General features: G+C 70.7%; 25 protein-coding genes. 12 read left to right on the top strand and 13 right to left on the bottom strand.

Features of this window, described 5'->3' with window-relative positions:
• Positions 1-40 precede the first annotated feature (40 nt).
• From PV682_RS41630 to PV682_RS41615, 4 genes are all read right to left on the bottom strand, one after another.
• Positions 41-427 carry a hypothetical protein gene (locus PV682_RS41630; RefSeq protein ID WP_319737817.1) on the bottom strand — a complete coding sequence of 129 codons (387 nt, stop codon included), beginning with the start codon at positions 425-427 and terminating at the stop codon, positions 41-43.
• A 169-nt stretch (positions 428-596) separates the two neighbouring features.
• The gene (locus PV682_RS41625; protein WP_319737815.1) at positions 597-1,586 is read right to left on the bottom strand and encodes a nucleoside triphosphate pyrophosphohydrolase; all 990 of its coding nucleotides are present in this window, start codon (positions 1,584-1,586) and stop codon (positions 597-599) included.
• Positions 1,587-1,703: 117 nt separating this feature from the next.
• A complete protein-coding gene (locus tag PV682_RS41620) occupies positions 1,704-2,336 on the bottom strand; it encodes a SurA N-terminal domain-containing protein (RefSeq protein ID WP_319737814.1) in 633 nt (210 codons plus the stop codon).
• A gap of 184 nt (positions 2,337-2,520) precedes the next feature.
• Positions 2,521-3,351 carry a glycoside hydrolase domain-containing protein gene (locus PV682_RS41615; RefSeq protein WP_319737811.1) on the bottom strand — a complete coding sequence of 277 codons (831 nt, stop codon included), beginning with the start codon at positions 3,349-3,351 and terminating at the stop codon, positions 2,521-2,523.
• 187 nt (positions 3,352-3,538) lie between these two features.
• Between PV682_RS41615 and PV682_RS41610 the strand changes: the two genes are divergently transcribed.
• The 6 genes from PV682_RS41610 to PV682_RS41585 all read left to right on the top strand — a co-directional run bounded on the left by PV682_RS41610 (position 3,539) and on the right by PV682_RS41585 (position 7,743).
• Positions 3,539-3,943 (top strand): hypothetical protein, encoded by a 405-nt coding sequence (locus PV682_RS41610; protein ID WP_319737810.1) that lies wholly within the window; start codon positions 3,539-3,541, stop codon positions 3,941-3,943.
• A 149-nt stretch (positions 3,944-4,092) separates the two neighbouring features.
• Entirely contained in the window at positions 4,093-4,800 is a 708-nt protein-coding gene (locus PV682_RS41605; protein ID WP_319737808.1) for a hypothetical protein, read from the top strand.
• A gap of 41 nt (positions 4,801-4,841) precedes the next feature.
• Entirely contained in the window at positions 4,842-5,279 is a 438-nt protein-coding gene (locus PV682_RS41600) for a DUF6174 domain-containing protein (RefSeq protein WP_319737805.1), read from the top strand.
• A gap of 84 nt (positions 5,280-5,363) precedes the next feature.
• Positions 5,364-5,897: a hypothetical protein gene (locus PV682_RS41595; RefSeq protein WP_319737803.1), complete on the top strand. Its 534-nt coding sequence runs from the start codon at positions 5,364-5,366 to the stop codon at positions 5,895-5,897.
• A gap of 77 nt (positions 5,898-5,974) precedes the next feature.
• The gene (locus tag PV682_RS41590) at positions 5,975-7,081 is read left to right on the top strand and encodes a sensor histidine kinase (protein WP_407705830.1); all 1,107 of its coding nucleotides are present in this window, start codon (positions 5,975-5,977) and stop codon (positions 7,079-7,081) included.
• Positions 7,078-7,743 carry a response regulator transcription factor gene (locus tag PV682_RS41585; protein WP_319737799.1) on the top strand — a complete coding sequence of 222 codons (666 nt, stop codon included), beginning with the start codon at positions 7,078-7,080 and terminating at the stop codon, positions 7,741-7,743. Before PV682_RS41590 ends, PV682_RS41585 begins: the two co-directional genes overlap by 4 nt.
• A gap of 265 nt (positions 7,744-8,008) precedes the next feature.
• Here PV682_RS41585 and PV682_RS41580 read toward each other — a convergent pair whose 3' ends face one another.
• On the bottom strand, positions 8,009-8,716 hold the full coding sequence (locus PV682_RS41580; RefSeq protein ID WP_319737798.1) for an HNH endonuclease family protein: 708 nt from the start codon (positions 8,714-8,716) through the stop codon (positions 8,009-8,011).
• Between the two features lie 207 nt (positions 8,717-8,923).
• Here PV682_RS41580 and PV682_RS41575 point away from each other — a divergent pair, with 207 nt between their 5' ends.
• Positions 8,924-9,109, top strand: coding sequence for an antitoxin (locus PV682_RS41575; protein WP_319737797.1), 186 nt, complete (start codon positions 8,924-8,926; stop codon positions 9,107-9,109).
• An 86-nt stretch (positions 9,110-9,195) separates the two neighbouring features.
• Positions 9,196-9,753, top strand: a complete 558-nt coding sequence (locus PV682_RS41570) for a GNAT family N-acetyltransferase (protein ID WP_319737796.1) — start codon at positions 9,196-9,198, stop codon at positions 9,751-9,753.
• Positions 9,754-9,802: 49 nt separating this feature from the next.
• Here PV682_RS41570 and PV682_RS41565 read toward each other — a convergent pair whose 3' ends face one another.
• Entirely contained in the window at positions 9,803-10,687 is an 885-nt protein-coding gene (locus PV682_RS41565) for an alpha/beta hydrolase family protein (protein ID WP_319737793.1), read from the bottom strand.
• A 406-nt stretch (positions 10,688-11,093) separates the two neighbouring features.
• Between PV682_RS41565 and PV682_RS41560 the strand changes: the two genes are divergently transcribed.
• Entirely contained in the window at positions 11,094-11,726 is a 633-nt protein-coding gene (locus tag PV682_RS41560) for a TetR/AcrR family transcriptional regulator (protein ID WP_319737790.1), read from the top strand.
• A gap of 111 nt (positions 11,727-11,837) precedes the next feature.
• Here the strand turns inward: PV682_RS41560 and PV682_RS41555 are convergent, their stop codons facing one another.
• A complete protein-coding gene (locus tag PV682_RS41555; RefSeq protein ID WP_319737788.1) occupies positions 11,838-14,126 on the bottom strand; it encodes a hypothetical protein in 2,289 nt (762 codons plus the stop codon).
• Between the two features lie 99 nt (positions 14,127-14,225).
• A complete protein-coding gene (mfd, locus tag PV682_RS41550; protein WP_319737787.1) occupies positions 14,226-17,759 on the bottom strand; it encodes a transcription-repair coupling factor in 3,534 nt (1,177 codons plus the stop codon).
• A gap of 283 nt (positions 17,760-18,042) precedes the next feature.
• Between mfd and PV682_RS41545 the strand changes: the two genes are divergently transcribed.
• Positions 18,043-18,432 (top strand): RidA family protein, encoded by a 390-nt coding sequence (locus tag PV682_RS41545; RefSeq protein ID WP_319737782.1) that lies wholly within the window; start codon positions 18,043-18,045, stop codon positions 18,430-18,432.
• A 61-nt stretch (positions 18,433-18,493) separates the two neighbouring features.
• Here the strand turns inward: PV682_RS41545 and PV682_RS41540 are convergent, their stop codons facing one another.
• From PV682_RS41540 to PV682_RS41520, 5 genes are all read right to left on the bottom strand, one after another.
• Positions 18,494-19,342, bottom strand: a complete 849-nt coding sequence (locus tag PV682_RS41540; RefSeq protein ID WP_319737781.1) for an esterase/lipase family protein — start codon at positions 19,340-19,342, stop codon at positions 18,494-18,496.
• Between the two features lie 237 nt (positions 19,343-19,579).
• Positions 19,580-20,422 carry a helix-turn-helix domain-containing protein gene (locus PV682_RS41535; RefSeq protein WP_319737779.1) on the bottom strand — a complete coding sequence of 281 codons (843 nt, stop codon included), beginning with the start codon at positions 20,420-20,422 and terminating at the stop codon, positions 19,580-19,582.
• Between the two features lie 14 nt (positions 20,423-20,436).
• The gene (locus PV682_RS41530) at positions 20,437-21,171 is read right to left on the bottom strand and encodes a DUF6879 family protein (RefSeq protein ID WP_319737777.1); all 735 of its coding nucleotides are present in this window, start codon (positions 21,169-21,171) and stop codon (positions 20,437-20,439) included.
• A gap of 204 nt (positions 21,172-21,375) precedes the next feature.
• A complete protein-coding gene (locus PV682_RS41525; protein WP_319737775.1) occupies positions 21,376-21,582 on the bottom strand; it encodes a DUF397 domain-containing protein in 207 nt (68 codons plus the stop codon).
• On the bottom strand, positions 21,579-22,442 hold the full coding sequence (locus PV682_RS41520; RefSeq protein WP_319737773.1) for a helix-turn-helix domain-containing protein: 864 nt from the start codon (positions 22,440-22,442) through the stop codon (positions 21,579-21,581). The genes PV682_RS41525 and PV682_RS41520 overlap by 4 nt, the downstream gene beginning before the upstream one ends.
• A gap of 152 nt (positions 22,443-22,594) precedes the next feature.
• On the opposite strand from PV682_RS41520, the gene PV682_RS41515 reads away from it, so the two are divergent.
• Positions 22,595-22,984, top strand: coding sequence for an ATP-binding protein (locus PV682_RS41515; RefSeq protein WP_319737772.1), 390 nt, complete (start codon positions 22,595-22,597; stop codon positions 22,982-22,984).
• A gap of 18 nt (positions 22,985-23,002) precedes the next feature.
• The gene (locus PV682_RS41510; protein ID WP_319737770.1) at positions 23,003-23,221 is read left to right on the top strand and encodes a hypothetical protein; all 219 of its coding nucleotides are present in this window, start codon (positions 23,003-23,005) and stop codon (positions 23,219-23,221) included.
• The last annotated feature ends 211 nt before the right edge of the window (positions 23,222-23,432 follow it).

The raw sequence follows: 23,432 nt of genomic DNA, 5'->3' as shown, positions 1-23,432 counted from the left end.
CTCGGTGGGCGGGGCGTGTTCGACCAGCCGCTCGTGGCGATCAGTTGTGGATCGTCACGCAGGCCTTCGTGCCGGGGTACTTCTCCCACCAGCCGCACGCCTTCGTGTTGTTGGCGAAGCTCTGGTTGATGGCGGAGCCGACGGTCACCGTCTCCGTGCGGGACGCGTTCTCCAGCGTGCCGTAATAGCCGTAGGTGCTGCCGATCTCCAGGATCGGACGGTCGGTCCAGGCACGGTTGTTGGACTTCTTGGACAGCTTGAAGCTGTCGACGTGCAGCTTGGTCCCCTTGATCTCCAGGCAGACGGAACCCGAACCGTCCGTCGAGCCGGCGTTGCCGGCGCAGCCGGTCGCGCTGAGGATGCCCGCGTCGGCGGCCTGCGCGGGCCCCGACATCCCGGTCAGACCGAACGCCGCGACCGCGGCCAACGCGAGTGATGCCCTGGATATATGACGAAGCACAAGATTCCCCGTTCTCGAACCGACTGACGTACAGGCCGATGGCTTGATCACGGCCATCGCACAGCCTGGCGTCGCGGGGAGGGGGAGTCCTATCCGTGGCGACACCCATATCGCCGCACCCGCACCACCAGCCGCCTCAGTCGCCCGCCACCCCCTCGACCCCTCGAACCGCCTCCCGGTACACCCGCGCCGCCGCCCGCAACGCCGCCTCCGGGTCCACCCCTTCCGCCTCGGCGCGAGCCGCGAGCGCCAGCAGTTCGTACCCGACGCCCTCGCCGCCCGGCAGCGGCACGTCCAGCCCGGCCGTCCGCACCCGGGACGTCAGCTTGGCCGCGAGGGCGAGGGCGGGCTGGTGGAGGGGGACGCCGTCCGTGACGGAGGCCCGGCGCTTCTCGATCGCCTTCGTGCGCAGCCAGTGCGCCTTGACCTCCTCGGGGGTCGTGGCGACCGCGTCACCGAAGACGTGCGGGTGGCGGTGGATCAGCTTGGTGACGATCGTCGCGGCGACGTCGTCGATGGAGAACGCCTCCTCCTCGGCGTCCTCGGCGATGCGCGCGTGGAAGACGACCTGGAGGAGGACGTCGCCGAGTTCCTCGCGGAGTTCGTCGTAGTCGCCCTCCTCGATCGCCTCGACGAGTTCGTACGACTCCTCGACCGCGTACTTCGCGAGCCCCTTGTGGGTCTGCTGCGAGGACCAGGGGCAGGCGAGGCGGATCCGGTCCATGACCTGGACGAGGTCGAGGAGGCGGGCGCCGGGGAGGTCGTAGGAGGCGGGGAGGAGCTCCAGTTCGGGCATGGCGAACCGCCCGGACCCGGCGAGGCGGGCGAGCCCGTCGGTGAGGGCGGGCTCTCCCTCGCCGGTGGCGACGACGACCGCGGTCCGCCCCCCGGCGCACTCGGCCACCAGCTCCTCGGCACCGGGCGCCGCCACGGAGACGGCGACCCCGGCCTCCCGCAGATACGGCACCTGGGGATGCGCACCGTCCGCGCAGACGACCAGGTCCGCCGCGCGGAGCACCTGCCAGGCGGGCCAGGAGAGCAGGCCGGGGGCGACGCGGTGGCTGGTGGTGAGGAGGACGATGCGGCCGGTGGACCGCGCGGGATCTGCGGGGCTGGTTTCGTTCACACAGCGAACGTAACCCACCCGCCGATCCCGCCCGGAAAGTTATCCACAGCCTGGGGGTGAAAGTCGTACGACCATCTTGTATGCCGCCGCGCGCACACCCCCCATCCCCCTATACCTCTACGCCCCCGCGCTGATCTCCCGCACCCACGGCGTAGCCGCGTCCACCCGGCTCACCTTCCGCACGTCCCATCCCCCGTACCGGGGATTGAGGTCCACGCCCAGCTCCTTCGACGCCGTCGACAGCGCGTTCCAGAACTCCGGCCGGCTCGTCTCCGTCCCCAGCTTCGCCGCCAGCTTCTGCGCCTCCAGCTGGAGATGGAGGTTCTCGTCGAGCCGCTGCGGCGGTACCCCGTACTGCTGGAGCCAGGCCGTCTCCAGCCCCTCGGCCCCACCGGCCCGCTGCTCCAACCCGGCCCGCATCTCCTGGACTTCACGCCGGCTGACGGAGACCCCGGCGTTCTCGGCGGCCTTCTGGAGGACCTTGTCGAGGACCATCCCGTGCAGCGTGTCCCGCGTGAGGGTCCCGGTCTGCGCGATGGCCTGCGCGTACTGGGCGTCGTCCTCGACGGCCGCGCGCTGCGCGTCCCGGACCTCGTTGACGCGGTTCTCCAGCTGGGAGACGGTGATGCGCTGGCCGCCGACGACGGCCGCGGCACCGGGGTGCGCGTCACTCCCGCAGGCGGTCAGGAGGGGGGCTGCCGCGGCGATCGTGGCGGTCAGCAGGAGCGCGGTGCGACGACGGCGGTGCAAGGAGACCTCCTGTAGGAGCTTGTGCGGCGGTGCACAAAGTCTTGCGGTGATCGATGGTAGGCAGTGGTACGCCTGGGGCCAACCCATTCGACCAACGATTCACCGGGACTTGGGGCACCGCCGCGCCCGCGTCACGCGCTCAGGGGGTGCCGTCCGGCGCGTGTTCGAGAGGCACCCCCGAAGGTCAGCCCACGATCGCGACCGGCGCGTCCCACGCGTTGCGGTCGACGGTGATCGTGTAACCGCCGCGCTTCTCCTTGCTGTTGACCGTGTACTGGTGGCCCCGGCTGTGGCCGGTGAACTGGTCCTTGCCCCAGGGCCAGTCGGCGGTCGTGGTGTCCTTCCCGTCGTACAGCGCGTACCAGAGGTTGCCCGGCAGGTCGGTCTTGTTGGTGGCCGTCGCGATCGCCTTGGCGCTGGAGGAGGTGAACCCGTAGTACCCGGCGCGGTAGACCTTGCCGCGCAGGGTCTTCGTGAACGAGCGCACATACGCCAACACGGCGTCGTTGCACGCCTTGTTGGTGATGTCGTACGCCTCCATGTCGAGGTAGACCGGGCTGCCGGCCTTCATGCCGAGCGCGGACGCCTTGGCGACGGCGTCGGCGGCGTCCTTCGCGCCGAGGGAGGTCGCCGTGGCGGCGCTGATCTTCTCGGGGCTGGACCCCGTCTGGCAGGGCGGCTGCGCGCCGACGTACAGCGGGATCAGCTTCCAGCCCTGCGCATTCACCGACTTCACCCAGGAGTTGGTGAGGTTGGGCTGGGCGCAGCCGCGGTTCTTGCCGCCGATGTAGACGGCCGCGCCGCCGTAGTAGCCGTCGGCCTTCCACGCCTTCATCGCGGCGAGCGAGGGGGCGGTGCACGTGTCGAACGCGCGCCCCGTGTACGTCTTCTGCGCCGGCCAGACGGTCGCGGCCATCGACTGCTGCGCCGCGACCGCGCCCCCCGCGACCACGACGGCGCTCGCCACGCCCCACGCGATGTATCTGCGCTTCTTCGATTGCCGGTGCTCTGCCATTCCCACCCCTTGATTCGTTCAAACGTGCGCGTCGCAAGGTAACCGACCGCGCCCCCGCCGTCCCGGAAACGCCTGTTTCCGATCGTCACAAGAATCCCTCATGCCACAGTAAAGGGGAGCCGCGCGTCGGACCGCCCGAACCCGGTGTCCTACGCTGACCGGACACGAGGGCGGGGATGAGGACGACATGGCAGGCATACCAGGCGGCTACAACTACTCGACGCCACCGCCGAGTTCACGCTCCCCGAAGCGTCTTGAGGCGGGCTGGGGGCAGCGGATCGCCTGGACGCTGCCCGTCTGGGGCACGTTCGGCCTCTTCCTCTGGATCCCCTTCCTCTACCTCGCGCTCCGCCGCGGCCTGCCCTCCGACTGGACCGCGTGCGCGTCCTTCGTGACGTACGAGGCCGCCGTCTGGACCTGGCTCATCGCCCTGGAGGACGGCACGGGCGACGGCATCTTCGGCTTCGTCCTCCTCTTCGGCACGGCGATGGGGACGGCGCTGCTGCTCTTCGCCGCGTTCGACCCCAAGCCGCGGCCGGCTCCGGTGCGGTACGGGGCGCCGGCGCCGTACGCCCATCCGTACGGCCGCTGAGCCTCCACTATGTGAAGAAAACGCGCATTCTTTGGTTCACCTTTGGACATTTAGAGACTTTTCCGTGTCCTTTACCTTTCTATGATCAACCTTCCGGGCCTGGCGACCGTCAGGCCCACACGCTTGTGTACGACAGCTCAAGGACACCCATGCGCTCCCGCACCCTCAAGACGCTCGCCGTCGCCGCCGCACTCCCCCTCGCCCTGGCGGCCTGTTCCTCGAACTCGGACTCGGACTCGAAGCCGGCCGCGGCCAAGGCGACGCCGGCCAAGCCCGCGGACCCGAACAAGGGGATCCTGACCGGCACCGAGCTGAAGAAGGCGCTCGCGCCGGCGACGTACTTCGCGGCCGGCTTCGAGCTGGACGCGACGGCCACGCGCGACACGGGCGACACGTACAGAGCGCCGGAGACGACGGCGCAGAAGCCCGACTGCGCCGGCTTCGGCGGCACCGCGTGGATCGAGCTGACCGGCATCAAGGGCGTCTCGTTCGCGCAGGCGTCGTACGTGAACACGAACACGACCGCCCAGCTGGACCAGGAGATCGACGCGTACCGGGGCACGACCTCGACGGACGTCATGACCGCGCTGAAGAAGGTCGTCGCCGCCTGCCCGGGCTACACGGACTCGGACACGAAGAGCAAGGTGAAGATCACCGGTACGGCCACCCCCGCGCTCGGCGACGAGGCGTACACGATCACCCTGACCAGCGACGCCTGGGAGACCGGCACCACCCTGATCGCGTCCCGCGTGGGCACGAACGTCGTCAGCGTCCTGTCGTCGGGCGGCCCTTCCAACGGCGCGGCCGACGCGAAGAAGCTCGCGGAGAAGCTGGTGACCGCGCTGAACGCGAAGTAGGCCCCCGGCGTCCAGGTCATGACCGTCACAAGGGGGACCCCATGACCACCGCACGCCACCTCTCCGCCCTCACCCTGGCCGTGGCCCTGACCACCACGGCCTGCGGCGGGACCCGCACATACACGGGAGCGGATCCGACCTGGCGGGAGCCGGGGTCGTACACGTACACCCTCGCCGCCCAGAGCCAGGTCCTCGCGGGAACCTTCCGAATCGCGGTCCGGAACGGGAAGGTCACCGCCGTGACCGCCCCGGACCCCGACAGCCGCAGACAGGCCGCCTACGCCGAACTCCCCACCATCGGCGCCTTGTTCGGCCGCCTGAAGGCCGCTCGCGGCAACGGTGCCGACACAGCCTCGGTGGAGTACGCCTCCGACGGCCGGCCCTCCCGGATCGTCCTCGACGAGGACCGGAACGCGGTCGACGACGAGGCGACGTACGTGATCTCCGCGTTCTCCCCGGCCGGCGCCGGGCGGGGATGAGGGGGCCGGGGCCGCTGTTTCTCCACCCGAAGCTCCACCCGTGGGTCCAGGCTTCGCGGGCCTTCCGGCAGCAGGCTTGGGGGCATGACAACGACCGAGTGGATCACCGACATCGCCCTCCTGCTCGTCGTCTTCCGGCAGCTGCGGGAAGACCGGCTGGACCTCAAGACCTTCCTGATCCCGCTGGGGATCGTGGCCTTCGTGGCGCACACGTACCTGGACTCCGTCCCCACCGGGGGCAACGATCTGATACTCGTCGGCGCGCTCGTGGCCGTGGGTGCCGTGCTCGGCGTCGCGGGCGGCGTCTATACCCGGGTCCGGGCCGCCGGGGAGCATGTTCTGGTCAAGGCGGGGGCGGTCGCCGCGCTGCTGTGGGTGCTCGGCATGGGGGCCCGGATGGGGTTCCAGCTGTGGACCGAGTACGGCGGCGGCGCCGACGACGTCGCCCGGTTCAGCCTCGCCCACCACATCACCAGTGAGCAGGCATGGGTGGCGGCCTTCGTCCTGATGGCGCTCACCGAGGTCGTCACGCGGCTGGCCACGATCTTCGTACGGAGCCGGATGCTGACGGCCGGGCGGGCCGCCTCCGCCGCGGACCGGGTCGCGGTCCGGCCGTGAGCTATGGTCTGGCCGTGCCTCCCGCCTCCTCCTCCCCGCCGGCCGCACTCGGGCCGATCCCCGGCCGGGACCCCCGGGTGCAGTGGGCCCTGACCACGGCGGTCGTCGTCGCCGGGGCCCTGACGATCCGGCCGATGGACGTCAGCGGGCAAGGACTGGTGGTCGCGGTCCTGTTCGTCCTGAACTGTGCGGCGCTGCTGGCCCGCGGACTGCCCGCGGACAGGGTCCCGCCGCGTGCCGCCGTCGTCTGGCTGTCGCTGGGGGTCCTCGCGGCGGCGGCGCTGATCGGCGCGAGCCGCAGCGGGACGGGGTACCTCTTCGCCTTCTTCCTCTGCGGTCACATCGGGTACCGGCTGCCGGCGAGGCAGGCCGTCGTCCTGGCGCCGGCCTGCGGCCTGCTGTGCGGCGGCGTCCTGTACTTCGGGATCGGGCCCGGCCACCAGGAGCTGCCCTGGGCCGTCGGTCTCACCACCGGCGCGCCGGTCCTGATCGGGATGCTCAACCGGGTCCAGCACCAGGCCGTGGCCGCCGCGCTGTCGGCGGCCGAGAGCGCGGAGCGCGCCGCCAGGGCCGAGGCGCAGGCCGCCGTACTCACCGAACGCGGCCGGATCGCGAGGGACGTGCACGACGTCCTCGCGCACACCCTCGCCGGGATCAACATGCAGCTGGAACTGGCCGACGCGCTGCTCGACACCGGCGACCTGGAGAAGGTCAGGGCCGCCAACGACAAGGCCCACAGCCTCGTCAAGGAGAGCCTGAAGCAGGCGCAGTGGACCGTCCACGCGCTGCGCGAGGACGCGTTGCCGCTGGTGGAGACCCTCACCGCGATGATCGAGTCGTCCGGCCACCGCGACGCGCTGACCGTCCACGGCAGCCCCGTGCAGGTACCGGCCCGGGTGACCCAGAACCTGCTGCGGATCGCCCAGGAGTCCCTGACCAACGCCGCGCGGCACGCGCCGGGGGGCGAGGTGCGGGTGGAGCTGTCCTTCTCCGCTTCCGCCACGACGCTGACCGTCCGCAACCGCCCCGCCACCCGTACGGTGGACGCGGGGGCCGGCAGCGGCATGGGGCTGATCGGCATGCGTGAACGCGTCGCCCTCCTGGACGGCACCCTCACCGCCGGGCCGGTCACCGAAGGGCCGGACCGAGGCGGCTGGCAAGTGGAGGCAGTGATCCCCCGATGAGCGAACCCACCGACAGCTCCCGGCCGTTGCGCGTGATCGTCGCCGACGACCAGGCCACCGTCCGCGAACCGCTCGCCGCGGTGCTGGATCTGGCCGAGGACATCGACGTCGTCGCGGCAGCGGCGGACGGCAACGGCGTCCTGGCCGCGGTCGCCGCCGGTCCCGTCGACGTCGTCCTGATGGACCTGCGGATGCCCGTCCTCGACGGCATCGAGACCACCCGCAGGCTGAGCGACGCGCACCCCGAGGTGGCCGTCGTCGTCCTCACCACGTTCGCCGACGACGACTCGATCCTGGCCGCGCTCGGCGCGGGCGCCCGCGGCTACCTCACGAAGAACGCCGGCCGCCAGGACATCGTCCGCGCGATCCGCGCCGCCGCCGCGGGCCAGTCCGTCCTCGACCACGAGGTCCAGGACCGCCTCCTGGCCACCCTCCGCACCACCCCGACGCCCCCCGCCCCACCCCTCCCCCCGAACCTCACCCCCCGCGAACGCGAAGTCCTCACCCTCATCGGCCAGGGCCTCCCCAACCGCGCCATCGCCGAGAAACTCTTCGTGAGCGAGGCGACCGTCAAGACCCACATCAACAACCTCTTCACCAAGGCCGACATCCGGGACAGGGCCGACGCGGTACGGCGGGCCATCGCGGCGGGGCTGACCTGAGCGATCGGCTCCGGAGGCCGGCCGTCCACGTCGAGTGCCCGGCCGGGTTCAGTCGAAGCGGGAGACGTTGAACCGCCGCACCGTCGGCATGGCGCGCAGCAACGTCCGGTGGGAGAAGGGGAGTTCGCGAGGCGGGGGCCGGGGCGCCAGTGTTCGATGGGGCCCCCATGCCTTTAAGCGGAAGAAGTCGTACTCCAGGGAGTCGGCCGTCTCCACCGCGCGCGGGTCAGGTGAGCCCGAGTTGGGAGGCCCGCGCCCGCCGTCCTCACTTCGCCGTGAACCTCTCCGGTGCCTTCGTCGGGTTCCCGCCGGTCGGCAGCTTCTGGTTCGGGCAGCCGGTCAGGACCTTCTCCATCGCCGCCTTCTCCGCGCCGCTCACCCAGAGTCCGTACTTCTTCTTCACCGCGACCTGCGCGGCGACGTACGCGCAGCGGTACGAGGTGTTCGGCGGGAGCCAGGTCGCGGCGTCGCCGTCGCCCTTGGAGCGGTTCGTACTCGCGTCCACGGCAAGGAGGTTGAGGGGGTCGTTGGCGAGGGCGATGCGCTTGCCGGCGTCCCAGTACTTGGCGCCCTTCTGCCACGCGTCGGAGAGGGCGACGACATGGTCTATGTCGACCTGGCTCCTGCCGCGCCGGTACGTCACGTCCTTGCCGGAGTAGGGGTCCTTCTCCAGTACGCCGTACGAGACTTTGCAGTCGCCGCCGGTCAACTTCACGTCCGCCAGGTCCCGTTGGAGTATGTCGTCACGGGTGTTGCAGCCGTTGGAGTCCGTGTCGGCCCACGCGGAGCCGAACGCGTCGCGGGAGTAGCCCGTCTTCGGCGCGCGGCCCTTGACCGGCAGCGCCTCGGCCGCCGCGAGCGCGGCGCCGCCCTGGGGGCCGGGCGCGCCGCCCCCGTCCTTCGTCCCGTCGCAGCCCGCCAGTGCCGCGACCAGCACGGCGGCGATCACCACCCCGCCCCGAACACGCTTCACGCGCGCCCCTCCCGATGCCCTCGTACGCCGTTCCCGTCGCCCCGCACCGGACGTTTTCCCCGGTCAGAGCCGCGTACACGCTAGCCGGAGGGTGTGCGGGGTCACTCCGTGGGTACGGCCGGGTCGCGCGGTCACCCCCCTTCGGGTGGGCATTCGGAGCAACCCGGACATATGGTCGTGATGGATCACCTCCGGAAGGAGCCTTCGATGGGCCTCTTGGACAGGTTCAAGAGCAACAAGGCGATGCAGGACAAGGCCAAGGACATGTCCGACACCGCCGAGAAAATGATCAACGAGAAGACCGGCAACAAGTACGAGGGCCAGGTCGATCAGGTCCAGCAGAAGGCGGAGGAGGCGCTGGGCATCAAACGCGACCAGCCGGAGCAGCAGTAGCACACACGCGCCAAGAGGCGACCGGGATACGCCGCTTCCACCTCCGACGGGGGGTGGGGGCGGCGGCCGGACGTTAAAGTCCCGGCATGTACCCGGTCCTCCGACGCGGCGAACGCCTGGAACTCCGCGAGCTGCAACCCACCGACACGGACGCCGTGTTCGCCATCTACGGCAGCGAACTGGCCACCGCCCACCTGACGTTCGAGCCCCGCACCCTCGACGACGTACGGGACATCGTGGCCCGCGCCCGCACCGCCGCCCGCACCGAACCCCGTACCGAGTACGTCCTCGCGGTCACCGACCGCACCACCCTGATCGGCGTGGGCCGCCTGGCCGACGACCCGCACCAACCCCGCGCCGCCACCCTGGGTTTCGCCCTGAACCCCGCCTCCTGGGGCACCGGCCTCGGCACCGAGACCGTCCGCCTCCTCCTCGCCCTCGCCTTCGAGGACCTCGCCCTCCACCGGGTCTGGGGCGCCCGCGCCCCCGCGAACGAGGCATCCGCCCGCACGATGGCCCGCGCCGGCATGACCGAGGAGGGCCGGATCCGCGAGCACGTCCACAAGCGGGGCGCGTGGCGGGACTCGGTGGTGCACGCGATGCTGGAACGGGAGTGGGGGGCGACGATCCCAGGGGAGCGGTGATCGCCGCCGGGCGGGGAGTCTCATTCCGTCAACGCCCTGTGGCAGCGGGCTACTTCCACTCCAGCTTCCCCAACTCCCCGGGATTCTCGGCCCACATCTCCCCCGAGACCCCCAACGCCCCGCGCAGGAAACCCGTACTGACCCGCTGGATCAGCGCAACCCGCTCCGGGCTCTCGTCGGTCGTCTCGGCGGCCTCGTACCCGACGATCCCGCCGAGGGAGTGCTCGCCTCCGAAGACGGTCAACAGCCCTTTGGGGCCAGGGCTGTGGACGTACGGGTCGGTGAACCAGTCGGGGCCGCGCGTGGAGAGGTGGGACTGGTCGTGGTCGCCGGCGATGACGAGGACCGGCGGGGTCATCGTCGCGAACGAGGGGCGCATGAAGGGGAGTTGCTCGGCGGCGTAGGGGGTCAGGTCGTCGCCGAGGCCGGCCGTCGCGAGCAGGACGCCAGCCGTGACGCGGGGGTCGGAGAAGTCCTCGTCGGGGTCGGTGAGGACGCGCGCGCCGAGCAGCGTACCCACCGTCTGCCCGCCCCAGGAGTGCCCGGCGACGGCGATGCGGGAGGGGTCGACGCGGCCGGGCAGCCCGGGTACGGCGGAGACGAGGACGTCGAGGGAGTCGAGGACACGGACGACGTCCTCGATGCGCAGGCGCCAGATGCGCGGCGTACGGGGGTCGTCCGCGGGGATGCCGAGGGTCCGGGAGTCGAGGTGGGTCGGCTGGAGGACGACGAACCCGTGGGCGGCCCAGTGGTCGGCGAGGGGCGCGTACCCGTCGAGGGACCAGCCGTAGCCGTGGGAGAGGACGACGACGGGCAGACCGGTGCCCGACAGGGGTGCGGTGACGCGGACTTGGAGATCTTCACCGCGCCCGGCCCCGCCGGTTCCGGGCACGGGCAGGACAACGGGTTTCACGGACACGATCGACGCGGGCATGGCTGTGCCATCCGTTCGCAGCTCGGGGGACGGCTCCGCGCGACCGCGCGACGGCATGACAGCCCGCCCCCGGTCTGCCATGATGGGCAAAGCGGAACCCTGTTCCACTTACGATACGGAACGCGGTTCCGCTTAGCAAGGGCGAGGCGAGGGCACGGTGAGGGCGAGGTGAGGTCGGACTGAGGCCAGGCTGAGGCAGAGAGCCGAGGTCGAGCCGAGGCTGGGCTGAGGGCGTACCGGGGCTGGGCCGAGGTCAGGCTGAGGGCGGGCGGAAGCCGAGCCGAGGGCGTGCCGAGGCAGCACGAAAGCCGAGCCTAGCCCGCCCCACGACCGCACCGACCCCCGGCAGACCCACAAACCCGCAAACCCGCACCGCCGCAACCCCGTCCACCCCGAGGAGCCCCCCGTGCCCCCCGCGCCCGCCACGCCCGCCGACCCCCCGACCACCCCAGCCCCCCAGGACCCCCCGACCACCCCCCGCCGCAAGGACGCCCGCCGCAACCAGCAGACCCTCCTGGACGCAGCCGCGGCCGTCTTCGTCACCTCCGGCGTGGACGCCCCCGTCCGCGAGATCGCCGCGCGCGCCGGCGTCGGTACGGGCACGGTCTACCGCCACTTCCCCACCCGCGCGGACCTGGTCATCGCGGTCTACCGCCACCAGGTCGACACGTGCGCCGAGGCGGGCCCCGCGCTCCTGGCCACGGCCCCCACCCCGTACGCCGCCCTCGCCGCGTGGACCGACCTGTTCGTCGACTTCCTGGTCACCAAGCACGGCCTGGCGACGGCGATGCAGTCGGACAGCGGCTGCTACGGCACCCTCCACACGTACTTCCTGGACCGCCTCCTCCCCGTCTGCACCGACCTCCTGTCCGCCGCGACCGCCTCCGGCGAGATCGCCCCCGGCCTGGACGCCTACCAACTCCTGCGCGGCATCGGCAACTTGTGCGCGGGGACGGAGAAGGACACCCGCTACGACGCCCGGCGCCTGGTGGCGCTGCTGGTCGCGGGGCTGGGGCAGCACGAGGGCCGGCCCAGGTGACCGCGGACGCGGCGCGGACGGGCGGAAGTTCGGCCCGAGGAGCTCCAACCCGGCGCAAGAAAAGCAGCGTTCAGCCCGGGCAGCTCCAACCCGCCCCGAACGCCCCGGCGTTCACCCCAGATAGGGCGCGAACTTCGCCGTGACCGCCCCGCTGTCGTCCGACGGCACGCTCGACAGCACGCACGGGTTGGACCCCGTACAGGCCCCGCTCCAGCCTTTCATGACGTACCGGTACCCGGGGTCCGCCAGGACGGCGGTCAGGCTCAGCGGCCCCGTGACCTGGACCTGGCACGTCGTGGCGGCGTACCCGTCGCACAGCACCCGCCCCTGGGCGTCGCCGGCGGTGACGTGGGAGCTGGCGCGGCCCCCCGTGAGCTGGACGGTCAGCAGCGTGTACGCCGTCCCGCTGAGGTCGGCGGTGAGCGTCTTCCCGCCCGCCTCGACGCTGAGCCGCCCGCTGTCGGCGCCGAGCCGGCTCGGCGAGAACTCCACCGACACCGTGCAGGACGCGTGCCCCTCCAGCCGCTCCCCGCAGGTGCCGTCCGCGTACGAGAACGCGCCGCCCTCGGAGAGGCGCGCGGGCCCGAGGCCGAGCGCGGCGTCGCCGGGGTTGGTGACGGTGAAGTCGAGCACGGGCGCGTCGACGGCCGGGAAGACGTGCGTCATCCCGAACTCCCGTACGGACGGCTCGATCCGGGCGTCCCGTACGACCGGCGGCGTACTGCCCCCGCTCCCGCCGCCGGACGAGGGGGGAGGCGACGACGTACCCCCACGGGAGGACGAGGACGACGGCGACGTACCTCCGCCGCTCGAAGAGCCGCTGGACGACACCGACGCGACCGGACTCGCCGACCCCACTGAAGCCGACCCCTCCGAAGCCGACCCCCCGGACTCCCCGCCGCCCCCTTGGCCGACGACCTGCGCGACGGCCGTCCCCACCACCAGCACCCCCACCACCGCGGCGGCGACGACCGCCACCCGCCGCCCACCACCCGGCACCGCCCGAGGCGGAGCGGACGGCATCGGCGGCCCGTCGAGCAGCGCGAGGTTCGCCCGCGTGACCTCCGCCCCGGCCGCGTCCCCGAGCCGCGTACGGAGGTCCAGCGCGCGCCGCAGCATCCGCCGCGCGTGCTCCGTACGGTCGTGCAGGAAGTGCTGCACCCCCTGCTGGTGCGCGAAGTACGCCTCGGACGCGGCGTCCCCGGCCTCGCGCGCGGCCGTGATGCCCTGCGCGAGGGTGTCCTGCCAGGCCTGCCAGTGGCTCTGGACGAACAGGACGCGCTCCAGGGCGGTGACGAGCTGGACGACGGTCTGCCACTCGCGGCGTTCGGCGGCGACCCCCAGGAGCCCGATGGCGGCGTCGGCCGCCCCGCGCGCGTCGGGCCCGGCGGGGTCGCCGGAGGCCAGCCAGGCGGCGAGGGAGCGGGCGGCGGTGGCGAGCCCGATGTGGCGGTAGAGGATGTGCCGGTAGGGCTCGGCCTTGCAGACGGGCAGCCCGAACCGGTCGTCGCGCTGTTCGGCGACCCCGCGCGCGGAGAGCGACTCGAAGGTCTGGGCGACGTACGCGACGTCGGCCATCTGCGCGAGCACCCCGGCGGGCAGCAGCGCGCCGCCGAGCAGCGTGAGCACGGCGAGCACCCGCTTGGCCTGCGGCGCGAGCGCGGAGACGCACAGTTCGTCGAGGACGCCGGGGTCGCCCTCCGCGCGCGCGGTGACGTCGGCGAGCGCCATCCCGTCGTACCGCACGAGCGCGGCGGCCTGCCGCAGGTGCAGCGGCTGTCCGCCGACGGCGGCCACGAGACGCGCGGTGACGGCCTGTTCGGGGGCGGACAGGGGGCGGCCGAGGTCGCGGGCCAGGAGGGCGGTCGCGGCGGCCTCGGAGAGGCCCTCCAGGGCGTGCGCCTCCGGGAGCGTGGGCGTGCCGGTGGCGATCACCAGGGCGCAGCCGCGCAACGTCTGCCGGAGGTAGGCGAGTTGGGCCGCGCCGTACGTGACGTCGTCGAGGGCGACGGTCCCGTCGACGGCCCCCAGCGCCCGCGCGCACTCCTCGGTGGTGAACCTGGCGGGCCCCTGCCAGACGTAGCAGGACCGCATGAGGTCCTGGAGGAGGTCCTCCAGAGCGGTCGCGCCCACGCGCACGTACACGCTGTCCGGGACGCTCCGCAGGAGGGTCGTCCTGCCGCTGCCGCAGGGGCCGGTGAACTCGACCGTCTCGCGCGCGCGTACGCGGTCGAGTTCCCGCGACCGGCCGACCAGGTACGGCCGTTGGAGCGGCGGCGGTTGCGGCTCGGTGAGCGCGCGCGGGTACGGGGTGGTCACCGACGGCGGTACGCGCGTGAGGCGGGCGCCGTGCCGGCCGGTCAGAGAGACGGAGAGGTTGCCGAAGACGACATTGTTCATTCCTCCCCCTGGAATGAACGGGGCACCTGGCAGGCGCCGGTGTGTCCACGATCGAACCGCCACCGGCACCTGTCAAGAATGCCCGCTTTACGACCTTCTCTACGACCCCAGCACGGTCGCCAGGAACTCCCCGGTCCAGCCCAGCAGTTCACGCCCGACGAGCGGCTTCCCGCCGACCTTCGCGGTCTTCGGGCGGGGTACGAGGACCTGGTGCGCGCCCGCCTTGACGACCGTCCCCGGGTACAGCCGCTTGAGCCGCAGCTCCTGCGACTCCCGCAACTCCACGGGCGCGAACCGGATGTTGGTGCCCTGGAGGACGATCTCACCGACCCCGCACGCGCGCGCCAGCATCCGCAGCCCGGCCACCAGCAGGAGGTTCTCGACGGGCTCCGGCAACTTGCCGTAGCGGTCGGTGAGTTCCTCGCGTACGGCCCTGATGTCGTCCTCGGAGTTGGCGGAGGCGATCGACCGGTACGCCTGGAGGCGCAGCCGCTCGCCCGGCGCGTAGTCGTGCGGGACGTGCGCGTCGACCGGCAGCTCGATCTTGACCTCCAGCGGCGGCTCCTCCTCGATCTCGCCGTTCTCCAACTGCTTGCGGTAGTCCGCGACGGCCTCGCCGACCATGCGCACGTACAGGTCGAAGCCGACGCCCGCGATGTGCCCGGACTGCTCGCCGCCGAGCAGGTTGCCGGCGCCGCGGATCTCCAGGTCCTTCATCGCGACGTACATGCCCGCGCCCATCTCGGTGTGCTGGGCGATCGTGGCGAGGCGTTCGTGCGCGGTCTCCGTGAGGGGCTTCTCCGGCGGGTACAGGAAGTAGGCGTACCCGCGCTCGCGGCCACGCCCCACGCGCCCGCGCAGCTGGTGCAGCTGGGAGAGGCCGAAGGTGTCGCCGCGCTCCACGATGAGGGTGTTGGCGTTGGAGATGTCGATGCCGGACTCGACGATCGTCGTCGACACGAGGACGTCGAACTTCTTCTCCCAGAAGTCGACGACGACCTGTTCCAGGGCCTGTTCGGACATCTGCCCGTGCGCGGTGGCGATACGGGCCTCGGGGACGATCTCGCGCAGGCGCGCGGCGGCCCGGTCGATGGACTCGACGCGGTTGTGGATGTAGAAGACCTGGCCCTCGCGCAGGAGTTCACGCCGGATCGCGGCGCCGATCTGCTTCTCCTCGTACGGCCCGACGAACGTCAGCACCGGGTGGCGCTCCTCGGGGGGCGTCGTGATCGTCGACATCTCGCGGATGCCGGTGACGGCCATCTCCAGCGTGCGCGGGATGGGCGTCGCCGACATCGTCAGGACGTCGACGTTCGCGCGCAGCTTCTTCAGCTGCTCCTTGTGCTCGACGCCGAAGCGCTGCTCCTCGTCGACGATGACGAGCCCGAGGTCCTTGAACTTCGTCTCCGACGCGAACAGCCGGTGCGTGCCGATGACGACGTCCACCGCGCCCTCGCGCAGGCCCTCCAGGGTGGCCTTGGCCTCGGTGTCGGTCTGGAAGCGGCTGAGCGCTTTGACGTTCACCGGGAACTGCGCGTACCGCTCGCTGAACGTCCCGAAGTGCTGCTGGACGAGCAGGGTCGTCGGCACGAGGACGGCGACCTGCTTGCCGTCCTGGACGGCCTTGAAGGCGGCGCGCACCGCGATCTCGGTCTTGCCGTAGCCGACGTCGCCGCAGATCAGGCGGTCCATCGGGACCGTCTTCTCCATGTCGTCCTTGACCTCGGCGATCGTGGTGAGCTGGTCCGGGGTCTCCGCGTACGGGAACGCGTCCTCCAGCTCGCGCTGCCACGGCGTGTCCGCGCCGAACGCGTGCCCCGGCGCGGCCATGCGCGCGCTGTACAGCTTGATCAGGTCGGCGGCGATCTCCTTGACGGCCTTCTTCGCGCGGGCCTTCGTCTTCGTCCAGTCCGCGCCGCCGAGGCGGTGCAGGGTGGGCGCCTCGCCGCCGACGTACTTGGTGATCTGCTCCAGCTGATCGGTCGGGATGTACAGGCGGTCGCCGGGCTGGCCGCGCTTGGCGGGCGCGTACTCGACGACCAGGTACTCGCGGGTGGCGCCCTGGACGGTGCGCTGGACCATCTCGACGTACCGGCCCACGCCGTGCTGCTCGTGGACGATGTGGTCGCCGGCCTCCAGGGTCAGCGGGTCGATGCTCTTGCGTCTGCGCGCGGGCATGCGCGCGCCGTCCTTGCCGGCCGCCTTCTGGCCCGAGAGGTCGGTCTCGGTGAGGACGGCGAGCCGCAGCGCGGGGTCGACGAAGCCGTAGTCGATCGAGCCGCACGCCACGTGCACGACGGACGGCTGGATCGCGCCCAGGTCGGTGTCCAGGCGCGCGGCGATGCCCTCGCCGCCGAGGACCTCGACCGTGCGCGAGGCCGTGCCGTGGCCCTCGGTGACGAACACCGTGCGCCAGCCGTCGGCCAGCCAGCCCTTGGTGTCGGCGAGGGCCTTCGCGGTGTCGCCGCGGTAGGTCTCGGGGGCGTGCATGGAGAGCTTCAGGGTGTCCGCGTCGAGCTCTTCATCTGCGGCGAACGGGGAGACCGACCACCACATCATGTCCAGTTCGCGCGCGCGGTCCCGCACGTCCGCGATCGACCACAGGGAGGCCGCGCCGACGTCGATCGGGGCCTCGCCGCCGCCCGCCGTGGCCGCCCAGGAGGCGTGCAGGAACTCCTGCGAGGTCGCCACGAGGTCCGCCGCGCGGGTGCGCACGCGCTCCGGGTCGCAGACGACCGCCATCGCGCCCTTGGGCAGGACGTCGATCAGCAGCTCCATGTCGTCGACGAGGACCGGCGCGAGGGACTCCATGCCCTCCACCGCGATCCCCTCGGCGATCTTGTTCAGCAGCTCGCCGAGTTCGGGGTGGTCCTCGGCGAGGGCCTGCGCGCGCGTGCGGACGTCGTCCGTGAGGAGGAGTTCCCGGCAGGGGGGCGCCCACAGGCCGTGCTCGGCGACCTCCAGGGAGCGCTGGTCGGCGACCTTGAAGTAGCGGATCTCCTCGACGTCGTCGCCCCAGAACTCGACGCGCAGGGGGTGTTCCTCGGTCGGCGGGAACACGTCCAGGATGCCGCCGCGCACCGCGAACTCGCCGCGCTTCTCGACGAGCTCCACGCGCGCGTAGGCGGCGGCTGCGAGGGCCTCGACGATCTGGTTCAGGTCGGCGGTCTGACCGGTCCTCAGCGCGACCGGCTCCAGGTCGCCGAGGCCCTTGACCTGCGGCTGGAGCACGGACCGCACGGGCGCGACGACCACCGACACCGGGCCCGTCTCCGGGTCGTCCGCGCTCGGGTGCGCCAGCCTGCGCAGGACGGCCAGCCGGCGCCCCACCGTGTCGCTGCGCGGGCTCAGGCGCTCGTGCGGGAGCGTCTCCCACGCGGGGTACTCCGCGACGCCGTCCGCCGGCAGCAGCGTGCGCAGCGCCGCCGCGAGGTCCTCCGCCTCCCGGCCCGTCGCCGTCACCGCCAGCACCGGACGGCCGGACTCCCGCGCGAGCGCCGCGATGGCGAACGGGCGCGCCGCCGGGGGGCCGACCAGGTCGACATGCGTGCGGTTGCCGTCCGAGGCCGCCTGTACGGCTTCGGACAGGGCCTTGTCCTTCAGAACGGCGTCTAGCAGACCGTGCAGGCTCATGGAATCTTTCCGGTGAGGGGGACGGGGCGAACACCAACGACCCGACGCGTGTCACGGGCCGGGGGTCATCCAGCGTACGACCTGCCGCCGACAAGCGCCGGGCCTGTGGACAACCGCCGGGGTGTGGACGGGGGCGTCACCCTCGGGCCTGGGCAGTGCGAGGTGTCCTTGTTGACGCCGTGAGCCTGACAAGCGGCCTGACCTGCGAGGTCACCTCAAGGTTCCCGGGGCACCAAAAAGTGCGTTCTTCCACGTCAGGGCGGGGTTCCCTACGGTCGCCGGTATGACGATCACCCTGCTGAATCCGAACGGCCTGCCCTCCATCGACGTCTACCACCAGGTGTCGGTGGCTTCCGGAACCCGCACGCTCCATCTCGCCGGCCAGGTCGCCCGGGACACCCCGGCCGACCTCGCGGCCCAGGTCGAGCAAGCGTACGTGAGCGTCGGCACGGCCCTGGCGGGGGCGGGCGGCGCCTTCACGGACGTAGCGAAGCTCACGGTGTACGTCGTCGACTGGACGCCCGACAAGATGCCGGCGCTGCTGGAGGGCATCGCCCGGGGCGCCGCGCGCCTCGGCGTCGACCACCGGCCGCCGGCCACGCTGATCGGGGTGGCGGCGCTCGACGTACCCGAACACCTCGTGGAGATCGAGGCGGTCGCCGTCCTCGACTGAACGCGCGGGCGCCGCCGGGAGGGTCCCGACGGCGCCCGAGTTCAGTGGTGGAGGTGGGGTGTCACCACTTCGTGTAGTGGAACAGGGCAGAGGTGGTCCAGACGGCAGGGGAGCCCGCCTTCTTCCAACCCGTCGCCGCCGAGGGCGAGTTGCGGTACTTCAGCTTGTGCGTCCCCGTCCGGACCGACTTCAGGGCCGCGTGGTCGTCCACTCCGGGGAGGTTGTCGTAGCGGACCCAGTGCTTGAAGCCGCCCGCGATCGCCGACGACTCCTCGACGACGGCGTCGCTGTCACTGCCGATCGCCGTCCAGTCGGTGGGCTGGGTGGACTGCGGGTTGTTCTTCAGCCACTTGATGAGCGAGGACTTCTCCCGCATGTCCTTGGTCTGCTGGTAGTCGTGCGCCCAGGCCCGGTTCGTCCCCGTGTGCGGCGTCCCCAGCGTCACCACGTCCTCGACGAACAGCTTCTTCGGGAACCCGGACTCCTTCTTGGCGACGCCGGTCAGCGCGGCCCGGATGATGAGCCCGCCCATGGAGTGACCCACCAGGTCGACGGACTTCCCCTTCGCCGTGTAGTCCTTGTAGATCTTGTTCGCGAGCTTCTTCCCCAGGTCCTTCAGCCCGGTGTTCCGGTCCCCGCTGGCGATCCGGAAGTCACAGTTCCAGTCCCCCTTGTAGAACGCGACCCCCCGCACCTTCCCCTTCCACCGGTAGTCCTTGAGGTCCTTCCTGATGTCCTTGAAGTAGTCGTTGCAGTCGAACCTCGCCTCCCACACCGGGTCGTACCCGTGCACCAACAGCACGTCCTCATTACTGCTGTTGTTCCCCTTCGGCGTACTCACCGCCTGCGCCGGCAGCGCCGTAGCCACCACACCGAGCCCCGCGAACACCGCCGTGACAGCCGTCGCCACAACCCTCGCCCTGATCCCCATCACACGCTCTCCGTTTCCCCGTTGACCTTGGCAGAACGATCACCAGCATGGGGAGGGCCTGGCGTAAGGGGTACCTATAACTCTTCGGGGTACGAAAGGGGGTTCTTCGGGATCCGCGCGCATTGGTGACTGCGGTGTGACTGCGGTGTGACTGCGGGCGGAGCGTACCCGCCCTCCCGCTGCTGAGCCGCCTGGCGAAGGCCCTGGACGGCACGTTCAATCTAGCGCCCGCCGTGCGGAGTTGACCAAGTTCTGTGCCTGAACTCCGTACACGGCCGCCTCGTCGAGGATGTTCCAGGCCCGCCGGTAGAGGTCGATGCTGTGGACGTCGTCGAGCCACATCTCCGCATGCCAGACCTCGGTGACGACCTGGCGGTCGTCGTAGATCCAGAAGCCGGTGCCGGGTGGGGTCTTGAGCGGTGCGGTGAGGGGGACGATGCCGAGGTGGACCGTGTCGAGGCCGATGATGCCGGTGAGGCGGTCGAGTTGGGCGGCGAGGACCGCGGGTGGACAGATGAGGGAGCGGAGAACAGGTTCCCAGAGGAGGATGTGGTACTGCCTGCCCGAGTAGAGCAGTTCCTGGCGGCGCATGCGGGAGCGGACGGCGTCCTCGATGTCCCGTGGGGACTGGTGGAGTTCGGCGGAGCGGGTGAGGACGGCGCGGGCGTAGTCGGGGGTCTGGAGGACGCCGACGATCCAGGAGGACTCCCAGGCGCGCAGGACGGTCGAGTTCGCCTGGGCGTCGTTGTGCGTGTCCTGAACAGGCTTGTGTCCGGCAGCGAGTTGGCGGCGCCAGGACCGGATGTGTGACTCGAACCCGGCGAGGCGAGCGCGGAGTTCCTCGTACAGTTCCGGCTGTCCGCAGGCGGCGGCCCACTGGCGCAGGTCGTCCGGGGTGGCCGTCTGCTTTCCCAACTCCAGTTTGGAGATACGGGAGTTGGCCCAGCCGAGTTTCCGGGCGAGAGCGGTTCCGGTGAGCCGGCCGTCGGGCGCTGTAAGGCGGAGTTCACGCAGACGCAGGCCGAGTGCTTCGCGCGCTTGCTGGTAGTCCGTGCTCACCGGTCCATACTCGCCTACGCGTTGAACTCCTCGTAGGGGACGGCGTAGTGCAGGGCGATGTCCCGCAGGCGGTTGTACTGATTGACGCGTGCGGGTTCGGTGATCAGCTCGGCGCCGGTCAGCTCGTCGTCCTCGTCGAAGAGGCAGACGGCGACGAGTTGCGAGTCGAAGATCCAGAAGTCCTCGGCAGGAAGGCCGACTTGCTCGGCGTCACCGCGCCGGATGTTCCGTACGTCCTCCCCCAGCGCGGCGTTCTTCTCCGCGTGAGCGAGCAAGTAGAGCTGGCCGGGGGTCGGTTCGGCATCGACGACGCGGACGCGGCCGACGTACGCGCCGTCGTCGGTCTTGGCGCGGATGGTCCGGCTCCAGGGGGTGTCCAGGTCCCAGGCAGGAGCCTCACCCCGGCTGAACTGCGCGTAGGTGTCGGTGATTTCGTCACTCGCGTACCGCCGACGCGTCTCCAGTCGCCATGCGCTGTGCTGGAACTTCTCAAAGAGCCGGCCGAACTGCTCCGGTGCGATGAGGTGGGGTTCGGCGTCACGCCCTCGCGGGCCGAAGTCGATGAGCGTGTTCCTCGGTACGACGATGGCGACCTCGTCCTCGCCGAGGTGCTGGAGCTGGCCGAGGTCCTCCGGGGTGGTGAGCGGCGGCCCGTGGACGATGACCTCGCCGCTGTCGATGTCCTCGTGGACGGCGGGACAGCCGCCCTCTCCGCTGCCGGTGCCGTTGAAGCGCAGTCGCCGGGTCATCGTCGGGTCCTTTCGCCGAGAGGGATGGTCACCCAAGCTTGATCGGAGGTGTCTCCGCATTGCCATGGGTTCTCTTCACCGGCGCGAGAAAAACCGAGAAACATCGCGGGCAGCGCGAGAAAAATGGGGAAAACGTCCTCGCGCCACCCTCGGTGACTCCCTAGCGTCCTGGTCGTGACCAGGGAAACCAGCAGCTACGGACGCTCACAGCCGCGCGATGAAACGCGCGAACGCCGTCGGAGTGAGGAGCAGGGCGGGGCCCTCCGGGGCCTTGGAGTCACGGAGGGCGATGGCGGTGCTGAGGTCAGCGATCTCGACGCACTGCGAGTTGGTGCCGCTGTAGGAGGACTTCCTCCAGGGAGCGCCCTCGAAGTCCAGGGCGGTCGAACGGCGCCGACTGTTCGTGGTCACTGATGCAGTCCTTCCAGGTACTTGGCAAGGATCTCCCGCGACTCGTCCACGGGATACGCGATGGAAGCGATGTGACTGAACTCCGTTTCCAGGTAGTTCACTTGCGCGGGGTCCTCGGTGTGGATTCCCCCCAACTGGTTGTCGACGCTGGCCATCGCGAGCCAAGGGTGACGGAAACTCATGATAGTCAACGGTCCATCCGAGCCGTAGGCAGGGTGTGCCGTGAGCGGCAAAAGCTGGACAGTGGCATCGGGCCTCTCCGAAGCATCGAGGAGACTCCGGATCTGGTTCTTCATGAGGCCACTGTCCGTCCCGAAGCGTGCATGAAGAGCGGATTCCGGCACCAGGGCGTGGAACTTGACCGGTTCCCCCTCACGACTGAGGACGGACTGGCGGGCGATACGGACCGTCACCAGCATCTCCGCCTGCGACTTCGTGTGAGCTGTCGAAGCCCGGCTGATGATCTCCCGAGCGTAGGCAGCCGTCTGAAGCGGACCCGGGATGATCGCCGGGTGGTAGATCCGGATGCTCTCCGCCCTGGCCTCCAACTCGATGAAGTCCAGGTAGTTCGGCGCGATCCGGTCCGCGTACGGAGCCCACCATCCCAAACCCGTCGGCTCCTCGGCGACCCTCGCCACCTCCTCCACGCCGGCCGGGTCCTCGACCCTCAACTTCGCGCAGAGTTCGTGAACTTCGTCCCCGGAGACGCGGTAGAGGCCACGCTCAACGCGTGAGAGCCGCGTGGCATCCCACCCCACCATCCGCGCCGCGTCCCCCGACTTCACCGGTTCCCGCCAGCGACGCAACTGTGCGCCAACCCTTCGCCTCCAGATGGTCGGCATCGCACGTTTCTGAGTCATGGACGCATGCTGCCACTCCCTACCTGCGCAGTACAGGGCGCACATCAGTTCCCATTATCAGTTTCACCAATCTTATTGCAGAGTCACCGCCAAAAGGAGAACGCTAAGAGCACTACGGAACATCACGAGGCCGAGGCCGGAACGGGATGCACATGGACAACAACGCCCTCCTCCTGCGCACCTTCGAGGTCACGTTCCTCCCCCTGTTCACGCAGGTCCGCCACATGCGGACGATCACCGCCGCATACCTGGGCCTGTGGGACCTGTCCGCGCTGAAGGACGAAGTCCTGCTCGTCGTCTCGGAGTTGGTCACCAACGCCGTCAGACACGGCAAGGGCCTCCCGGCCACGCTGCACGTCCAGTGCTCCCACGGAGAACTCCGTATCGACGTCACCGACGAGAACCCGGCCCCAGCCAGGCGCCGCATCGCCTCCGACGCGGACGAGAACGGCCGGGGACTGGAACTCGTCGGCGCCCTCGCGAAGGAGTGGGGAGTCAGTGCCGACGGCAGGACGACGTGGTGTTCCCTCCCCCTTTCCTGAAACACGAGGAGCCTGACGATGCCGAGCAACAGCACGCCGTACCCCCAGGAGTTCACCACCCCCGAGATCGTCGACGACTGCGCCGACTGCACGGTGTTGGTCGGCAAGTGGGCCAGACACATGAGAAGGAAGACGACGGCCGGCGAGCCGAACAAGGACTACGACCCGTCGGCGGCGAGCGACGCGGCGGTCCTGTGGAAGATGCACGTCGCGAACACGCACACCGGGTCGCGGTAAGGCGCCTACTCCACCGCTACGGCTGGACCACGTACCTCGGCGTCATGGCCATCAGCTCGATTCCCCTTCTCGCCCTGGCGGTGTTGCACCGGCTCTGACCGGCCCCGCCCTCAACTGCTCAAGTCTCAGGAACAAGGAGGTCAGAGCTGTGCCCAAGGCTTTACGACCCGAAGGCGGCGCGATGCCCGAGCGTCTGTTGTATCTGCTCAAC

This window comes from Streptomyces niveiscabiei (genome assembly GCF_033794345.1).
GTDB lineage: Bacteria > Actinomycetota > Actinomycetes > Streptomycetales > Streptomycetaceae > Streptomyces > Streptomyces niveiscabiei.
The sequence above is the reverse complement of the archived record's forward strand: the minus strand, read 5'-3'. Positions and strand labels throughout refer to the sequence as shown.